This window comes from Rhodococcus quanlei (genome assembly GCF_055231015.1).
The window spans coordinates 35,225-50,814 of sequence record NZ_JBUYWD010000005.1; the positions used below are offsets into that span (position 1 = coordinate 35,225).

At 64.0% G+C, this 15,590-nt stretch carries 22 protein-coding genes and 2 pseudogenes; 18 read left to right on the plus strand and 6 right to left on the minus strand.

Going from position 1 to position 15,590, the window contains the following annotated elements:
* Positions 1-27: 27 nt before the first annotated feature.
* On the minus strand, positions 28-585 hold the full coding sequence (locus tag ACZI8Q_RS03200; protein ID WP_463372055.1) for a DUF6226 family protein: 558 nt from the start codon (positions 583-585) through the stop codon (positions 28-30).
* A gap of 17 nt (positions 586-602) precedes the next feature.
* Positions 603-1,121 (minus strand): GNAT family N-acetyltransferase, encoded by a 519-nt coding sequence (locus ACZI8Q_RS03205; protein ID WP_463372056.1) that lies wholly within the window; start codon positions 1,119-1,121, stop codon positions 603-605.
* A 123-nt stretch (positions 1,122-1,244) separates the two neighbouring features.
* Here ACZI8Q_RS03205 and ACZI8Q_RS03210 point away from each other — a divergent pair, with 123 nt between their 5' ends.
* Together ACZI8Q_RS03210 and ACZI8Q_RS03215 are read left to right on the plus strand one after the other, a co-directional pair.
* Positions 1,245-1,721, plus strand: a complete 477-nt coding sequence (locus ACZI8Q_RS03210; RefSeq protein ID WP_463372057.1) for a hypothetical protein — start codon at positions 1,245-1,247, stop codon at positions 1,719-1,721.
* A gap of 12 nt (positions 1,722-1,733) precedes the next feature.
* Positions 1,734-1,979: a hypothetical protein gene (locus tag ACZI8Q_RS03215; protein ID WP_463372058.1), complete on the plus strand. Its 246-nt coding sequence runs from the start codon at positions 1,734-1,736 to the stop codon at positions 1,977-1,979.
* An 18-nt stretch (positions 1,980-1,997) separates the two neighbouring features.
* On the opposite strand, the gene ACZI8Q_RS03220 is transcribed toward ACZI8Q_RS03215, so the two are convergent.
* The gene (locus ACZI8Q_RS03220; RefSeq protein WP_463372059.1) at positions 1,998-2,195 is read right to left on the minus strand and encodes a helix-hairpin-helix domain-containing protein; all 198 of its coding nucleotides are present in this window, start codon (positions 2,193-2,195) and stop codon (positions 1,998-2,000) included.
* A 71-nt stretch (positions 2,196-2,266) separates the two neighbouring features.
* Between ACZI8Q_RS03220 and ACZI8Q_RS03225 the strand changes: the two genes are divergently transcribed.
* The 9 genes from ACZI8Q_RS03225 (at position 2,267) to ACZI8Q_RS03265 (ending at position 9,219) form a co-directional block, all read left to right on the plus strand.
* Positions 2,267-3,169: an SDR family NAD(P)-dependent oxidoreductase gene (locus tag ACZI8Q_RS03225; protein WP_463372060.1), complete on the plus strand. Its 903-nt coding sequence runs from the start codon at positions 2,267-2,269 to the stop codon at positions 3,167-3,169.
* Between the two features lie 27 nt (positions 3,170-3,196).
* Positions 3,197-3,412 (plus strand): transcriptional regulator, encoded by a 216-nt coding sequence (locus ACZI8Q_RS03230; protein WP_463372061.1) that lies wholly within the window; start codon positions 3,197-3,199, stop codon positions 3,410-3,412.
* The gene (locus ACZI8Q_RS03235) at positions 3,409-3,762 is read left to right on the plus strand and encodes a type II toxin-antitoxin system PemK/MazF family toxin (protein WP_463372062.1); all 354 of its coding nucleotides are present in this window, start codon (positions 3,409-3,411) and stop codon (positions 3,760-3,762) included. Before ACZI8Q_RS03230 ends, ACZI8Q_RS03235 begins: the two co-directional genes overlap by 4 nt.
* 100 nt (positions 3,763-3,862) lie before the next feature.
* Positions 3,863-5,119, plus strand: coding sequence for a DUF2252 domain-containing protein (locus ACZI8Q_RS03240; RefSeq protein WP_463372228.1), 1,257 nt, complete (start codon positions 3,863-3,865; stop codon positions 5,117-5,119).
* A gap of 39 nt (positions 5,120-5,158) precedes the next feature.
* Positions 5,159-5,995 (plus strand): alpha/beta hydrolase, encoded by an 837-nt coding sequence (locus ACZI8Q_RS03245; protein WP_463372063.1) that lies wholly within the window; start codon positions 5,159-5,161, stop codon positions 5,993-5,995.
* 93 nt (positions 5,996-6,088) lie between these two features.
* Entirely contained in the window at positions 6,089-6,856 is a 768-nt protein-coding gene (locus tag ACZI8Q_RS03250) for a (Fe-S)-binding protein (RefSeq protein WP_463372229.1), read from the plus strand.
* A complete protein-coding gene (locus ACZI8Q_RS03255; RefSeq protein ID WP_463372064.1) occupies positions 6,853-8,367 on the plus strand; it encodes a LutB/LldF family L-lactate oxidation iron-sulfur protein in 1,515 nt (504 codons plus the stop codon). Before ACZI8Q_RS03250 ends, ACZI8Q_RS03255 begins: the two co-directional genes overlap by 4 nt.
* Positions 8,364-8,987 carry a LutC/YkgG family protein gene (locus ACZI8Q_RS03260; protein WP_463372065.1) on the plus strand — a complete coding sequence of 208 codons (624 nt, stop codon included), beginning with the start codon at positions 8,364-8,366 and terminating at the stop codon, positions 8,985-8,987. The genes ACZI8Q_RS03255 and ACZI8Q_RS03260 overlap by 4 nt, the downstream gene beginning before the upstream one ends.
* 103 nt (positions 8,988-9,090) lie before the next feature.
* Entirely contained in the window at positions 9,091-9,219 is a 129-nt protein-coding gene (locus tag ACZI8Q_RS03265) for a hypothetical protein (RefSeq protein WP_463372066.1), read from the plus strand.
* A gap of 78 nt (positions 9,220-9,297) precedes the next feature.
* Here ACZI8Q_RS03265 and ACZI8Q_RS03270 read toward each other — a convergent pair whose 3' ends face one another.
* Positions 9,298-9,711, minus strand: a complete 414-nt coding sequence (locus ACZI8Q_RS03270; protein WP_463372067.1) for a hypothetical protein — start codon at positions 9,709-9,711, stop codon at positions 9,298-9,300.
* Between the two features lie 480 nt (positions 9,712-10,191).
* On the opposite strand from ACZI8Q_RS03270, the gene ACZI8Q_RS03275 reads away from it, so the two are divergent.
* The 3 genes from ACZI8Q_RS03275 to ACZI8Q_RS03285 all read left to right on the plus strand — a co-directional run bounded on the left by ACZI8Q_RS03275 (position 10,192) and on the right by ACZI8Q_RS03285 (position 11,510).
* Positions 10,192-10,563: a hypothetical protein gene (locus ACZI8Q_RS03275; RefSeq protein ID WP_463372068.1), complete on the plus strand. Its 372-nt coding sequence runs from the start codon at positions 10,192-10,194 to the stop codon at positions 10,561-10,563.
* A 274-nt stretch (positions 10,564-10,837) separates the two neighbouring features.
* Positions 10,838-11,215: a class F sortase gene (locus tag ACZI8Q_RS03280; protein ID WP_463372069.1), complete on the plus strand. Its 378-nt coding sequence runs from the start codon at positions 10,838-10,840 to the stop codon at positions 11,213-11,215.
* Positions 11,216-11,297: 82 nt separating this feature from the next.
* Positions 11,298-11,510: a hypothetical protein gene (locus ACZI8Q_RS03285; protein WP_463372070.1), complete on the plus strand. Its 213-nt coding sequence runs from the start codon at positions 11,298-11,300 to the stop codon at positions 11,508-11,510.
* Positions 11,511-11,533: 23 nt separating this feature from the next.
* Here the strand turns inward: ACZI8Q_RS03285 and ACZI8Q_RS03290 are convergent, their stop codons facing one another.
* Positions 11,534-12,331 carry a thioesterase family protein gene (locus tag ACZI8Q_RS03290; protein WP_463372071.1) on the minus strand — a complete coding sequence of 266 codons (798 nt, stop codon included), beginning with the start codon at positions 12,329-12,331 and terminating at the stop codon, positions 11,534-11,536.
* Between the two features lie 151 nt (positions 12,332-12,482).
* Here ACZI8Q_RS03290 and ACZI8Q_RS03295 point away from each other — a divergent pair, with 151 nt between their 5' ends.
* The 4 genes and pseudogenes from ACZI8Q_RS03295 to ACZI8Q_RS03310 form a co-directional block, all read left to right on the plus strand.
* Entirely contained in the window at positions 12,483-13,088 is a 606-nt protein-coding gene (locus ACZI8Q_RS03295) for a TetR/AcrR family transcriptional regulator (protein ID WP_463372072.1), read from the plus strand.
* A gap of 2 nt (positions 13,089-13,090) precedes the next feature.
* A complete protein-coding gene (locus ACZI8Q_RS03300; protein WP_463372073.1) occupies positions 13,091-14,428 on the plus strand; it encodes a flavin monoamine oxidase family protein in 1,338 nt (445 codons plus the stop codon).
* Between the two features lie 53 nt (positions 14,429-14,481).
* A pseudogene (locus ACZI8Q_RS03305) lies at positions 14,482-14,716 on the plus strand (LUD domain-containing protein); the annotation flags it as partial.
* 100 nt (positions 14,717-14,816) lie between these two features.
* Positions 14,817-14,921 (plus strand): annotated as a pseudogene (locus ACZI8Q_RS03310) (LutC/YkgG family protein); the annotation flags it as partial.
* Here the strand turns inward: ACZI8Q_RS03310 and ACZI8Q_RS03315 are convergent.
* Entirely contained in the window at positions 14,922-15,554 is a 633-nt protein-coding gene (locus ACZI8Q_RS03315; RefSeq protein ID WP_463372074.1) for a class I SAM-dependent methyltransferase, read from the minus strand. It abuts the pseudogene before it with no gap.
* Positions 15,555-15,590: the final 36 nt, after the last annotated feature.

Below are 15,590 nucleotides of genomic sequence, written 5' to 3' on the forward strand. Positions count from 1 at the left end.
GCGCCGCGCCGTCCGTCGGCCGACCGGTCATGCCGATGGACGGCCGCGAGGTGTCCACGGCAGCCAGTGTCCGTCGGCCGGCGGCTGGACAGCCTTGGCACGTAGTTCAGCAGCCCGCGACCGGGTCAGGCTGGCAGCACTGCTGCCGCCCCAGGCGTTTCCCGTCCATTTGTGTGTGAGAACGGGCTGGATTCGGCCGGTGATGTGCTCGGACAGTTGCCCAGATGTCAGCGCTTCGGAGTACTTGGCCAGGCCCCGCCGGCACTCTTCGGCGTCCTCATCGCATGCGTCGCATCCGCACGCGGGTAGCGCGAAGTGCTGCCAGGCGCCGGCGTCGATGGACAGTCCAGGAAATGACGTGAAGGTGATCGTGAGCGGCGCTTGATCCGGACGGACCGGAGTGACCTGCACCGTCTCCAGTGGTACGACATCCGACGACTTCCAGGGTTTCGCCGGCCCGCGGGTGACAGTCACCTCGAACCGTCGTTCCAGTTCCGAAACGAGTTCTTCGGCAGCTGGGATGAGCGGAGCGAACCGTTCCGGGTTTGTCACTCGCCCGTACGCCTCTTCGGGTGGATCGTCCATCGCTGCCTCCCTGCTGATCAGAGCAGTGCTGTCATTAAAGTACTGTTCGGGTCGCTGACGTAGTCGCCGAATGGCGGGCATTCGACGAAGCCCGCTCGGCGGTACAGGCGACGTGCCGACTCGAAATACGCCATCGATCCGGTCTCCAACGAGATCCGAGCAACCTCTCGACCCTTCGCATCTCGAATGAGGTGCTCGAGGAGAATTCGCGCGATTCCCTGTCCACGCCATTCGGGGTCCGTGCGCATGCTCTTGAGTTCCTCGTGACCAGAATCGAGCTGGGCGAGGGCCCCGGTGGCAACTGTCGCGTCGCGTTGGTGCACGACCCACAACCGGACCGACGGGCGCATGAGGTCCGACATCTCGAGGGCATGCTGGCTCACATCCGGAGCTGTTGGTGCAATGTCGTCCAGATGAGCCTGCAGGAACTCGCCAAGGCGCGGATCGCTGAAATCCGCTCGCTCGATTCGGGTCTCCATGCACAGATCGTGGCATGCGCAGGATGCGCGGCAGATGAAGCGGCGCGGCGCGTTCATCAGGCGTGCGCGTCGGCGAGTTCGCGGATGGCGGCGGCGAGAACCGAGAAGCCACGGCCGACCATCGTCACCGCGAGACCGTACCTGTCATCGCAGATCATTACTTTAGAACTAGTTTAATGTATGGGTGTTGACGAGGTGACGTTCTCGGAACTGCAATTGCAGGGAAAGGCGACGGTCGAGCGGCTGCACAGGTCGGCGGCCCAGTCGCTACTGGTACGACGTCGCGATTCCGAGGACTTGGTACTCACGACGACGGCGCGGGTGGAGCTCGAGTGCACGGCGGCGTCGGTGACAACGCGCATGTTCGCGGCGGTGATGCAGAGCGACGGCAGGGCTCGTGAGTTGGTCGCAGATGTGCTGCCCGAGGTATTCCCATGGGTGGCGTTCCTGTCGCAAGAGGAGATTCGGGAGTTCGTGCGCGAGTTGGTGGAGACGCTGCGGGCCGCAGAATCGATCGACAACCCAGCTCCCGTGGTGCAGGTGATCGATGCCTGGCGGCACACTGCCGAAGTTCTGGCTGATCCTGAACTGGCTGAAACCCTTGCCACCGACACCGGTGACGATCATGGCGCGGTTCCGCCGCCGCGTGTTCTGTGAGCCCGAAGCGCGGTGACCGGGTGGCCCCACCTGACCGCGTGGAGTGCGCTTCGCTCGCGAACCGATGCGCCCGCGCCGACCCCACGCCACCACCAGCTCAAAGGCTCCCTCGCTACCGCCGAACACGGTGGGACGGTGATGGAGCAGTGGCAATACGAAGTCACCGGAGGAGGCCGCATCTGGTATCTCGTCGACATCGCCCGGCACACTCTGTGGATCAAGGCTGCGGGTACCGGCCACCCCAAAGCTACCGACTGAGGGCAGAATTGGAGTTCGTCATCCCTGCCCGCGGGCTTCCATCAGGAGCCGGATGGCCTTCGGGCCGACGCCGTGCAGCGCTCCGAGTTCGTCCAGATTGTCGGGCAGGTCGGACACGGTGGAGTACCCGGCATCGATGAGCGCACCCGTCGCGGGCCTGCCGATCCTGATGCCGGCGAACTCCGGGCCACGGTCTTCCATACGTTCAGCTGCCATGCAGTCAGTGTTTCACCGATCCGGCATCTCGCTGCCGTACATTGAAAGTGGTCTAGCTCATGGAGGAAACGATGGCCACCATCGTCATGACAGGTGGGACTTCCGGGTTCGGGGCAATCGCTGCCGAGCGCCTGACCGCAGCAGACGGTGCTCGGTTGGTGCAGGGCGCACGTCGATACACAGCGGTGGGCGAACCGATCCCGCTCGACCTGACCGAACTCGCATCGGTGCGTTCCTTCGCCGCCGAGGTGTGCAAATCGCTGGGCGACGCACCCATCGATGTCCTCGTGCTCAACGCCGGAATCGTTCGGCCCGACGCCGAAGGTCGAACGCCCGACGGGTTCGAAACGACCTTCGCCGTCAATCATCTGGCGCACTATCTGCTGCTGCGCCTGTTGCTGAACAGGCTGGCCGCCGGCGCGGTTGTCACCCTCACGAGCAGCGGAACCCACGACCCGTCCATCGACGCCGGGCTGGTTCCGCCGCGTCACGCCGACGCAGCGCTGTTGGCGCATCCCGATCGCGATTTCCGTCTCGATCCGCGGCCCAGCAAGGCAGGGCAACACGCCTACACGGCGTCGAAGCTGTGCGCCGCACTCACCGCCCGTGCGCTGGCCGCGCGCCCCGACATCCGAGACCGGAAGATCACGGCGATTGCCTACGACCCGGGGCAGGTCTTCGGGACCGGGTTGGCCCAGAGTCTGCCGCTGCCGATGCGCACCGCATGGTCGGTGCTGGGCGCATCGGTCCTCGCCGGGCCGCTGCGCAGCCTCAACAGCAATCTGAACACTCGTTCGGACGCGGGAAACGCCCTGGCCGACCTGGCACTCGGTGTGGCATCGCCGCCGCCCGGACGTACGTATGCCGCACTGCGCAAAGGGGATCTGTGCTGGCCAGACCCCTCTGATCTAGCGCGCCGCGACGACCTGGCCGAGGCGTTGTGGGACGACAGCGCCAGACTCGCCGACGTGTAAGCCTGCCTACGCAGGTATGATTTTAGTATGACGGAAAGAATCACGGTCAGCCTGCCTGACACGGATCTCGCCGTACTCGACGGGTATGTGCAGGACAAAAGATTGTCGGGCGGCCGTTCTGCGGGAGTGCAGGCGGCGATCCGGATGTTGACCACCGCCGGTCTCGAGCGTGACTACGCGGCCGCGTTCACCGAGGAAGCGGACGAGTTGTGGGATGACACCGTTGGTGACGGTGTCAGGTGATCCGGCGCGGCGACGTGCGGTGGGTCGACCTCGACCCTGCTCAGGGCAGTGAAGCGGCCAAGAGTCGGCCGGCGGTTGTGGTGAGTAACGATCGCGCCAATCTGACCGCGGAGCGACTGGGGAAAGGGGTGGTCACCGTCGTGCCTGTTACGTCGAACATCGAGTCCGTCTTCCCGTTCCAAGTAGAGTTGGACCCAGAAGATTCCGGGCTGCGGCACCCGTCGAAAGCCCAAGCCGAACAGGTCCGTTCGGTCTCGGTTCGTCGTATCGGCGCCGCTGCGGTCGGGCATCTGCCCGCCGACGTCGTGACGAAGCTCGACCAAGCGTTGCGACTACATCTCGAACTTTGACCGAGACCTGGCGTCGAGTATTGGAGGAAGTGTGCAAGAGATCGATCCCACCCGGCGCGCGCAGATCGTGGACGTGTTGGTGGACGCATTCGCCGATCTGATGGAGGCGGACCCGAGTGCGTTCCGCACCAAGTTCCGGAAGATGGCCGCCGACCCGTTCGCCTTCTACCGGGGCAGTGCCTGCATCTACTACAACGACCTGCGGGATTTCGACGACCCGTGGGCGGACGAGCGCACGGGTCGCGTGTGGATTCACGGCGACCTTCACCTCGAGAACTTCGGGACGTACATGAACTCCGAGGGCACGCTGATCTTCGACGTCAACGATTTCGACGAGGCCTATGTGGGGCACTTCAGTTGGGATCTTCGTCGGTTCGTCGCCAGTCTCGCGTTGATGGGTTGGCAGAAGGCTCTCCCCGAAAGCACGGTCCGTGAGCTCGCGGAGACGTATCTGCGCAGTTACATCGAGCAGGTTGAGCACTATGTACGCCGTGACATGGACGACGAATACGCGGTGGGGCTGGACAATTCGCGCGGCGCCATCCGTGATCTGCTGCTCAGTGCTCGCACGTCGACCCGGATAGGCTTGCTCGACAAGGTCACGGTGGTCGAGGACTACGACCGGCGCTTCCGTCGCGGACGCGGTGTACGCGATCTCGACGAGGCGGAATATGCCAGCGTGCGTCGGGCATTCGAAACCTATGTCGAGCGGCTTCCCGAGGGAAAGCGGTCCGAGCGCCCGGACTTCTATCGGATCAAGGATGTGGTGGGGCGTAAGGGTTTCGGAATCGGCAGTGCCGGCCTACCCGCCTACAACGTGTTGATCGACGGAGCATCGCAGGCCCTCGAGAACGACATCATTCTGTCCCTCAAACAGGGCAACTACGCGGCGCCGAGCCGCATCGTCGAGGAAGCAGCCGTCCGCGACTATTTTCAGCACGAAGGTCACCGCACCGTGGTGAGCCAGCGTGCCCTGCAGGTTCACACCGACCCGCTGCTCGGGTACACGGAGATCGGCGGGGTCGGGTTCCTGGTGTCCGAACTGTCCCCGTACGAACTGGATCTCGACTGGTCCGATCTCACCGAACCGGAAGACATCGCCCCCGTGCTCGAGGATCTCGGCCGGGCGACCGCGAAGGTGCACTGTGTCTCCGACGAAGACAGCGATCAAACACTGGTGACGTTCCAGACCGAGGACGCCATCCATGGCGTCATCGACGGTCATGTCGACGAATTCTTGGCCGAGATCATCGACTTCGGCATCGCATACGCCGAAGTGAGCCGTAAAGATCACCAATTGTTCGTGAATGCGTTCCGTGAGGACGAGATCGCGGGCGTCACCGCACGTTCGACGTAGACCTGATCGGCAGACGACGGCGAGGGGCACACTGGGGTCATGCCTTCCACCGCGTCGGTCGTCCGAGCACTGGTAATCGTGTTCGCCGTCGTCGTTGTGCTGCTCGCTGCGGTGTGGGTGCTGCAACGTCGGCTGATCTACTTTCCCGATACCACGGCTGTGCCGCCGGCAGACCAGGTGATCGCAGGCGCGCAGGACGTCACCCTGACCACCTCGGATGGGCTGAAACTCGGTGCCTGGTACGTGCCTCCCGGTGCCAACGATCGCGGAGTCACGGTCCTGGTGGCGAGCGGCAACGGCGGTAACCGGTCCGGACGCGTAGAACTGGCGGTTGCCCTGGCCGAGGTCGGCTTCGCCACTCTGCTCTTCGACTACCGGGGATACGGCGGCAACCCGGGAAACCCCACCGAGGAGGGCCTGGCACGCGATGTTCGATCCGCCTACCGGTACCTCACCGTCGAGCGGGGAGTGCGGCCCGAGCGGCTGCTCTACTTCGGGGAGAGCATCGGCGCCGCCGTGGTTGCGGAGTTGGCCACGGAACATCCACTGGCAGGAATGTTGCTGCGTTCGCCGTTCACCGACCTCGCATCGGCGGGCCGGCACCACTACCCGTTCCTTCCCCTCGGGTTGCTGTTGTGGGACGAGTACCCGGTGGTCGAGTACGTGTCCACGATCGACGTGCCGACCACCGTCGTGTACGGCACCGCGGACGAGATCGTTCCGCCCGAGCAGAGCGAGCAGGTGGCCGATGCGGCCCTCGGCCCGGTGGAACGGGTAGTCCTTCCTGGGGTGGGCCACAACGACGAGGTGATGTACGGAGGTACCCGAATCGTCGAGGCAACCGTCGCACTCGCCGAACGTGCGGTGGAGTCCTAGTTCGACACGCCGCCGTCTCCTCGATTCTGTAATTGCACCCGCGCCCCATGCGGCACTGTGGAAAGACCACAACCGAGGACTTCGGAGATGCACATGCGAGTCGCGCTGTTCGCCACCTGTATCGGCGACACGATGTTCCCGAACGCCGTCAAGGCCACAGCTCTGCTGCTGACCAGACTGGGGCACGAGGTGGTGTTCCCGCCCGGACAGACCTGCTGCGGTCAGATGCACGTCAACACCGGTTACCAGCCCGACGCCCTACCTCTGGTTGCCAACTATGCCGAGAACTTCGGGGATCGTTCCATCGACGCCGTGGTGGCACCGTCCGGGTCGTGCGTCGGCTCGGTGCGGCATCAGCACGAGATCATCGCCGAGCGCTACGGCAGCCCCGCGTTGTGCGAGCAGGTGGAGACCGTCAAGTCCAGGACGTACGAGCTGTCCGAGCTGCTCGTCGACGTCCTCGGCGTCACCGATGTCGGCGCCTACTACCCGCACCGGGTCACCTATCACCCCACCTGCCATTCGCTTCGGATGCTGCGCGTGGGCGACAAGCCGTTGCAGTTGCTGCGTGCGGTGCGTGAAATCGATCTCGTCGAACTCCCCGAAGCCGATTCCTGCTGCGGGTTCGGCGGCACCTTCGCGCTCAAGAACGCGGAGACGTCGACGGCCATGATGGCGGACAAGATCAGCAATATTTCCCGAACGGAGGCCGAGTTCTGTTGCGCCAGTGACTCGTCCTGTTTGATGCACATCGGCGGCGGTATGACACGACTGCAGACGGGTGTGGCCACGGTGCACCTCGCCGAGATCCTGGCCTCGGTCGAAAAATCGGTCGCTCCACCTGCGGAGGCAAGCGCATGAGTCCGGTCGAATTGGGACTACCGGCGTTGCCGCCCCGCGCCCCGCACGGCTCCGGCAACCTGCGCGGTACGGAAACGTTCCCCGCAGCAGCCCATCACGAGCTGGCGAACAACCAATTGCGCCGCAACCTCGGCAAAGCCACCCACACCATCCGCGAGAAGCGCCTCCACGTCACAGGTGAACTGCCCGACTGGGAGCAACTGCGCGATGCCGGTTCGGCCATCAAGACCGACGCGATGAACCGCCTCCCGGAGTTGCTCGAACAGCTCGAGGAGGCGGTGACCGCCAGGGGAGGAGTCGTGCACTGGGCTGCCGACGCGAACGAGGCCAACGAAATCGTCACCCGATTGGTCAGGGAGGCCGACTCGGAGGAGGTCATCAAGGTCAAGTCCATGGCCACGCAGGAGATCGGGCTCAACGAGCACCTCGAGGATCAGGGAATCCGGGCCATCGAAACCGACCTTGCCGAACTCATCGTCCAACTCGGACACGACACGCCCTCACACATTCTGGTTCCGGCCATCCACCGCAATCGTTCGGAGATCCGGCAGATCTTCCTCCGTGAAATGCCAGGCGTGGATGCCGATCTCGATGACAACCCGGCGAACCTCGCGGCCGCGGCCCGCAGGTTCTTGCGGCACAAGTTCATGACCACACCCGTCGCGATCTCGGGGGCCAACTTCGCCGTCGCCGACACCGGGACGCTCGGGGTCGTCGAATCGGAAGGCAACGGACGCATGTGCCTGACGTTGCCGCAGACGCTCATCACCGTGATGGGTATCGAGAAGGTGTTGCCGACGTATTCGGACCTCGAGGTGTTTCTGCAACTGCTGCCACGCTCGTCGACGGGGGAGCGGATGAACCCGTACACGTCGATGTGGACCGGGGTCACTCCTAACGACGGCCCTCAGAGTTTCCACCTGGTGTTGCTCGACAACGGGCGCACCGCCGCGCTCGCCGACAAGATCGGCCGCGAGGCCCTCAACTGCATCCGCTGCTCAGCGTGTCTGAACGTGTGCCCGGTCTACGAGCGCACCGGCGGCCACGCCTACGGCTCCACCTACCCGGGACCGATCGGTGCGGTGCTCACTCCACAGCTGACCGGCATCGACGACAAGGACGATCCGAACGCGTCGCTGCCTTTCGCGTCCAGCCTGTGTGGGGCGTGCTTCGATGCGTGCCCGGTGAAGATCGACATCCCGTCGCTGCTGGTGGAGCTGCGGCATCAGAAGGTGGAGAAGTCCCGATTCGGCGCCGAAGCGGCGGCCATGAGGGCGGCGTCGTACGCGATGTCGTCTGCGGCACGTTTCGGTGCCGCGCAGAAGGCCACCGGGATCGGGCGTCTGATGGCGGGGCGTAAGGGCAGAATCTCGACCTTGCCGCCCCCGTTGAACGGGTGGACTGCTGCCAGGGACATTCCGAAACCCCCGAAGCAGACGTTCCGGGACTGGTGGGATTCGGACGAAGGCCGGGCGACGATCGCGGCAGCCAAGCCGGAGGAGCAGAAATGACATCTCGGGAGGTGATCCTGGGCCGTATCCGGGACGCGATGACGTTGGCTCCGCCGGTGCCGCAGCAGATTCCACGCGAGTACCGCACCCGGCGAATGATGGACGACGCCGAGCGCCTGGAACTGTTCGTCGACCGGTTGGTGGATTACAAGGCCCACGTACACCAGTGCGTCGGCGCCGAATTGTCCGCGACAATCGCGCAGGTTCTGGAAGAGGTCGGATCACGCCGGGTGGGCGTGCCGGTCGGCCTGGACGATTCGTGGCTTTCGGAGTTCACCGGTGAGGTTGTGGTGGATTCTCCGGATGTTCCCGCGCCGGAGCTGTCCTCTCTCGATGGCGTGGTCACCGCGTCGACGGTGTCCTGTGCCGAGACCGGGACCATCTTTCTCGACGGCAGCCCCGATCAAGGCCGCCGTGCGCTGACGCTGGTGCCCGACTTGCACGTGTGCGTGGTGCCGCTCGCCACCGTCGAGGTCGGTGTCCCGGAGGCCATGGCCCGACTCGTGCCGGAACGTCCGACCACGCTGATCAGTGGCCCGTCCGCGACCTCGGACATCGAGCTCGAGCGCGTCGAAGGAGTGCACGGCCCCCGCAACCTGCACGTGGTGATCGTGCGCTGATCAGGTTAGGCAATAGGGGACGGGCTGTGGCGTGTCCCCAGTAGCCGAGTCCACCTTGCTTTGGAGTCCTGTGCTCTCGAAATCGTGCCGGAAGGGACGATGAATGACATCGCTGGGAATGACATGGCTGGCCGGAAGAAGCACTGGCAAGACCAACGACGAGATCGCCGCCGACCTCGAGGTGTCGACCACAACGTTGTACAACTGGCGCCGCCAACGATCGAGCGCCTAGGTGGTGGAAGACGTTGACGCTGCCTCAGACGTAGAACGGCGCACGTGACCGGACCTGTCACGTGCGCCGCAGATCAGATCAGCCGATCGTAAAGCTGAAGTTGTTCAGCGGGTTCGAGTCGAGCGGCGTCACGGACGCAAACGCGGCCGCGCCGAAGGAACAACCATCGAGGTGCAGCTCTTCGCTGGCACCGGCCTCCAGCGTCGGGATTGTCCATTCATCGGAGACCCCGAACGTCCGGGCACTCACTTGCACGTCCGTCGCATCCTCGCTGCCCTCGTTCTCGACGGTGATGGTGCACAGCCTCCAGGTCGGTCCGTCAAGCGGGGGGCCTTCGATCTGGACAGACAGATCCACCCCGTCGGCCGCGTCCGACGAACCCAAACTCGAGTTGTCATCGCCTTCCTGGTCGGCAGATGCGAGCCCTGCGCTCCCAAGAGTCAGCGCCACGGCGGCACCCAGAATTGTCACTGCTGATCGAACGTTTCTCACGATGCTTCACTCCCTTTGGGGTCATGTGGAGTCACGAAATCAGTGTGTTCTGCGTCATACGCGTGGAGAGCGTACCAGTCTCGGTGAACGCGGGACGGAATTTCGGAGAAGTCCACTCGCACAACGGTTTCTGCGTCAATTCCACCTCGCGCACCCCAGGCACCTCCTATTCTCCGTTTCTGTCCCGCAGCGCTTCTCGTCGTGACGGTGTGCCACCAGACTGCGTGGCTAGGGGGTGCTACCACCTCGGAGTGAGGAGTGAGTTTTGCGTGTCAGCGCTCATCCCTCGGTATGGGGCCGAGGGGCGAACTCCTTCAGTGGCCATCTCGGTTAACGAAAGCGATGCCGATTGCGATATCGAATGTGACGACAACCACATTGGGTGGTGCGCGGGGAGGTGGCGTCCACCGGTTCCGGTGGAAATCGGCCTCCATTCGTCGGGCGGCGTACAGCTATCTCAGGAGTGAAGGGACGACCTCCATGACGAACACGTTCGCACGTTCGTTGGTGGCAATCGCCGGCACCACGGTGCTTGTCGGGGCTGGAATGGGTATTGCCACTGCAGTACCGGATTCGGGAGGCACCGGCTCGTCAGAGGGCACCTCGCAGGGGTCTGTCAATCAGTCCGACGCTGCAGACGAAACCACCACCGGGGAGCCGACCGCTACGGGTGAGCCGACCGCCACCGGGGACCCCACCGATACCGTGGAACCCACGGACGCGAACCTGCCCACAACTGTGGTCGTACCCGCTCCTTCGCAGCAACGAGACACCAGCGGTCGTGCGCCGATTAGGTCGGTGCCCTCCGGTCCGATCTATAAGCCCGGGCCAACCTCGATTCCGGCGATCTGATGGACGTTCGAGGTCGGGTACTGGGAGGGGTCGGAGCCGTGATCGTGGCTTCGGCCCTCCTGGCAGGCTGTGGGTCGGACTCGCCGTCGCCGGACGCTGAGTCCGTAGGGGACTCGGTGGAGATCACCGGGCCCGCCATGATCTGCCGCCTCCGGTCAAGGCCACCACCAGCCATCCTGCGGCCCCGGTCAATGTCAGACTCCCGGACGGCAGCACCGGCCCGATCATTCCGGTAGCCACCACAGATCAGGGTGTCCTCGAGCCGCCACAGCGGGTGGACACTCTCGGCTGGTGGGTCGACTCCGATATGCCCGGTCAGAAGGCGCCAGGCAACTGCGGTGGAACCATCGTCGTAACGGGCCACATCAACGAGGCGGGCCAGGGCGTCGGCTTTGCGAACAAATTCATCGGTCTGAAACCCGGTGACTTGGTGACCGTGGAGACCAAGTCCGGTGGTGCCAGAACCTATGAGGTCCAATCGGTCGTGCACTACAACAAGTCGGCGAACGCACTTCCCGTCGACCGCCTCAATCGACTCGAGGGCCCAGAACAGTTGGCGCTCATTACATATGGAGGGAGGTTTGTGGGGTCGCCGTTCGGGTACGAGGACAACGTCGTGGCGTGGGCGACCCCGGTAGGCCCGATGGCGTGAGTGACTCCGTGTTCGGGCACGTCGGCGATACAGGGTGACATCCCCGGGTTGTCGTCGAAGAGTTCATCTTTGGAGATTCGTCATGTTCGTTCTCAACAGCATCAAGCGGACGCTGGCCGTGGTCGCCATCGTCGGCGCGGCCACCTTGGTAGCTCCGACGGCTGCGTCGGCCAGTCCGGGGACGGTGCCGCACATCGACCCCGCCGACGGACTGTGCCTGTTCGAGTCCGGCGGCAGCCACCAGCTTCACCTGACGGTCGGTCCGTACGATTTCGGAACTGTCTGCCTGCCCTGACGCCGCAACCGCCTGACACCAGATCAATGGGTTGGATTCGACTTGGTGAAATCGACCCGACGGCGGTGGTTGGACATCGTGGTGACGACACAGGTGCCGAGTGGCCCGCTGCGGTCGTAGAGGGTTGCGGTACCGATCGAGATACCGTCAGAGCCGACAGCATTCTCGGCGTACAGGCCGAGTTCGTACCCCCGTGGCAGTCTCGACAGGGTGAGAGTCACATCGCTGTTGATGTATCCGGCGCCGTGTGAACCCCAATGACACACAAGATTGGTGGCATCGCCGAGGATCGCAGCCCGTTGAAACGGTGAAATCGCCTCGCCCGCCACGAGTGGGGGAAGACTCTGCCATGTGGCCTTACGCTCTGCGTTCTGCGTTGCCGCGAAATCGTGTGTCCATTCTTGATCACCACTCTTGAACAGGGGTGGTGATCCGTCAGGGGAGAGGCAGCCTTCTGGCGGCATCGGCACATCAGATGGGGCGCTCCACACCTGCCCTTCCGGTTCGGTGCCGGTGGTCAGAAAGGCAACCGACGCGCGCGCCCGCGTCTGTTCGTCCTGCACGATGGAAGCGTCGGCGACCGTGATCCGCGAGCGCTCGCGGGCGACCTCGCTGTTTATTCGAATGGGTTCGTTGCCGACGGGGCTGAACAGGTCCACGGTCAGTCGCGCGGGAACAAAATCTGCAGGGCAGTGCTTTTCGAGTTGGCGTGCCAGTATTCCGCAGATGCCGGTACCGCTCAATTGAGTTGGGGACCACGGACTGACGGCCAGTGGTTCTGCCACAAGCAGGCCCTCTGATTCGGTGAAGAAGCTGACCACCTGGCCTCCATTCGATGACTATGCCGGAATCACATCACGTCGAACCTTAAGGGTTCGCACGGGCCGCTGCGATCGAGTCCAGGAAACAACAAGGCGCGAAACACTCGTTTCGTGTAACGTTCGTTACATTCCGTGGGCGAAAGGAGAGGCTGTGGGGACTCGACCCAATCCAGTGCGGCGTGCCGAGTTGCTGGAAGCGGCGATCGACTACGTCCACGAGCATGGTCTGGGGGAGTTGTCGCTACGTCCGCTTGCCCAGGCGATCGGCACCAGTGCACGAATGCTCGTGTATCACTTCGGCTCCAAAGAGCAGTTGATCGCAGAGGCTCTCGACGGTGTCCGGGTCCGACAGCGTGCCCGTGTCGAGAAGTGGCTGTCCGACGCTGACAGGTCCGAGTTCGTCGATCTGTTGGACCGGTTTTGGCAATGGAGCTCGTCCGTGGAGTCAGAATCCTATGCGCGCCTGTTCTTCGAGGCCTACGGAATGTCTCTCATCGACCAGACGCGGCTCCCTGGCTTTCTCGACTCCGCCGTGTCCGAATGGTTATCGGTGATGACAGCCGCGTTGACGGACGCAGGTGTCCCGGGGGAAGCGGCCCAGGACCTCGCGACCGGTGCGTTGGCAGCGCACCGTGGCCTGCTCCTCGACCTACTGGCCACCGGCGATCGATTGCGGGTGGACCGGGCACATAAACGAATACTGACCGGGTTCGAGCGGGAATTGTCGCAATTGATCGCCACCCAGCGGGAGGTGTAGCAATGCAGAACGTCGATGTGGTGGTTGTCGGCGGCGGGCTGTCGGGGTTGGTGGCCGCGAGGGAGCTGACACGCGCCGGGCTCGAAGTGCGGGTCGTCGAGGCGCGGGATCGGATCGGAGGTCGAATCCACACGGTTAGCGACACTCACGGGGCACCGGTCGAACTCGGCGCCGCGTTCATCGGCCCCGAGCAACACGCTATCCGCCGACTTGCCACGGAGTTCGAACTCGACCTGATCCCTACTTGGGACTCGGGAATGCACTTGGGGGAGTTCGCCGGCCGACGGCATCGATGGCAAGGGAGCACACCGCGACCTTCGCCCACCGCGATGTTGCCCGCGGCAGCGATCCTGGCGAGGTTGAATCTGATGGCGCGCACGGTGCCCACGGCGAGACCCTGGTCCGCTCGGCACGCGCGGCGGTGGGACTCGATCTCGGTCGGCACATGGCTCGACAATCGGAGAATGGGTGACGAGGCGCGGGCGTTGATCAGCGCGAGCCTGCGATCCATCTTCGCCGCAGACACCCACGAATTGTCATTGCTGCACGCACTGATGTGCATCAACTCGGCCGGAGGATTTCGTAAGTACATGCGCAGCAGCGGCGCCCAGCAGGCCAGATTCGTCGACGGCGCCCAGAGTCTGTGCACAAGCATCGCAGCCGAACTCCGCCACGCTCCGGTCCTCAACACTGCGGTGCGTGGGATCGAACAGACGGATACAGGTGTTGAAGTCACTGCCGACCTCGCCACATTCCGCGCCCGTTACGCGGTAGTTGCTGTGCCCCCAGCGCTTTCGTCACAGATCGCCTTCGCACCCGAGATCTCGAAGAACCAGAGGGACCTGGTCGACTCCACGAGGCCTGGCAAGGTCCTGAAGTACCACCTCTACTACCGGCAGCCGTTCTGGCGTACGGCAGGTCTCAGCGGCAAGACCATGGCCTCGAGCGAGCTGGTGAATGTCACCTTCGACCACAGCCCCCTGGCCGGGCATGGGGTGCTGGTCGCCTTTGTCGTCGGCCGTCATGCCGAAACCCTGCTGAATCGACCAGCCGAGGAACGGCTAGGTCCTGTCTTGGACTGTCTTGTAGACAGATTCGGTTCGCAGGCGCGCCATCCCACCCACATGTATGTGCATGCATGGAACGAGGACGAATGGTCCGGCGGTTGCTTCGCCGCCTACTTCGCCCCAAACAAATGGACGGAACATCGCACAGCGATGCACACACCGCACGGTCGCGTGTACTTCGCCGGAACCGAAACAGCCACCAGGTATTTCGGTGCCATGGAAGGAGCGGTCACCGCCGGCCAGCGAGTGGCCGCCGAGGTACTGGCCGCCTGAGAACGGTTCGAAACGGCCGACCCGTTCGCCCTTCTACCGGGGCCTGGCTACCCGCAGCACGCGGGTTCTTGCCCCACAAGTTCATGACCACGTCGGTCGCGATCTGGAGTGCCGACTTCGCCGTCGACGGAGACCGGGACGCTCGGAGTCGTCGAATCGGAAGGCAACGGGCGCACGTGCCTGACGTTGCCGCAGACGCTCATCACCGTGATGGGTGTCGAGAAGGTGTTGCCGACGTATGCGGACCTCGAGGCGTTGCTGCCACTGCTGCCGCGCTCGTCGACGGGGGGAGAGTCCACCGTTTGCGGCCCTCGACGTTGTCGGGTAGGGCATGACGGGCACAGCTCGATGAGCGATGACGACAACGTGGGCTCTTGGTTTGGGTAGTCCGACCATCATGATCAGTTGCCCTTCCGCGACCTCGGACATCGAACTCGAGCGCTTCGAGGGTATGCGTGGGCCACGCAACCTGCACGTGGCGATCGTGCGCTGATCAGGCCGTTCGGGAACACCGCCGCGCAACCAGGTGCATTTCCGGAAACCGATGATCGTCGTCCGGCCTGCTGATCGTCCGCCACATCTCGTCGAACCCCGCATCTGCCAACACGTTGGCGAGATGATCGGGATTCCACCGCCACGCCGGTGCCGCGCGATGATCGAACTCGGCGACGGTTGCGGTGTCATTGTCGGCGAGCTGGCAGGCGACCGCCACCAAGGCTCCTGGCCTCATGCGTGCGCTCCACGCCGACAGCACCGCAGGAATCTGCGCCGGAGGTACGTGGATGAGGCTGAAGCGAGCGAGAATCGCATCGATGTGTTCGGGGATCGCCGAGCCGGCCAGGTAGGCGTCGTCCTGCATGAATCGGCATCCGGGGTGCTTCCGCTTCGCGATGGTGAGCATCGACGCACTCGGATCGACGCCAAGCACGTTCAGGCCCCGTTGCGCGAGATCGGCGGTGACATCGCCCGGTCCACACCCGACATCGACGACCACGCCGGTACCGTTCATTGCCGTCACCAGATCGGCGAACGCTTGTACGGCGTGACGTTCGAGTGGTGTCAGGTACGGAGAAGGGAACGTCTGCGTATACAGCTCGGCCAGCGCGTCGTACCCCGGTTGCTCCATCAGCAGCGATCGTACGTCAGGTGGGTGAGCCGCTAC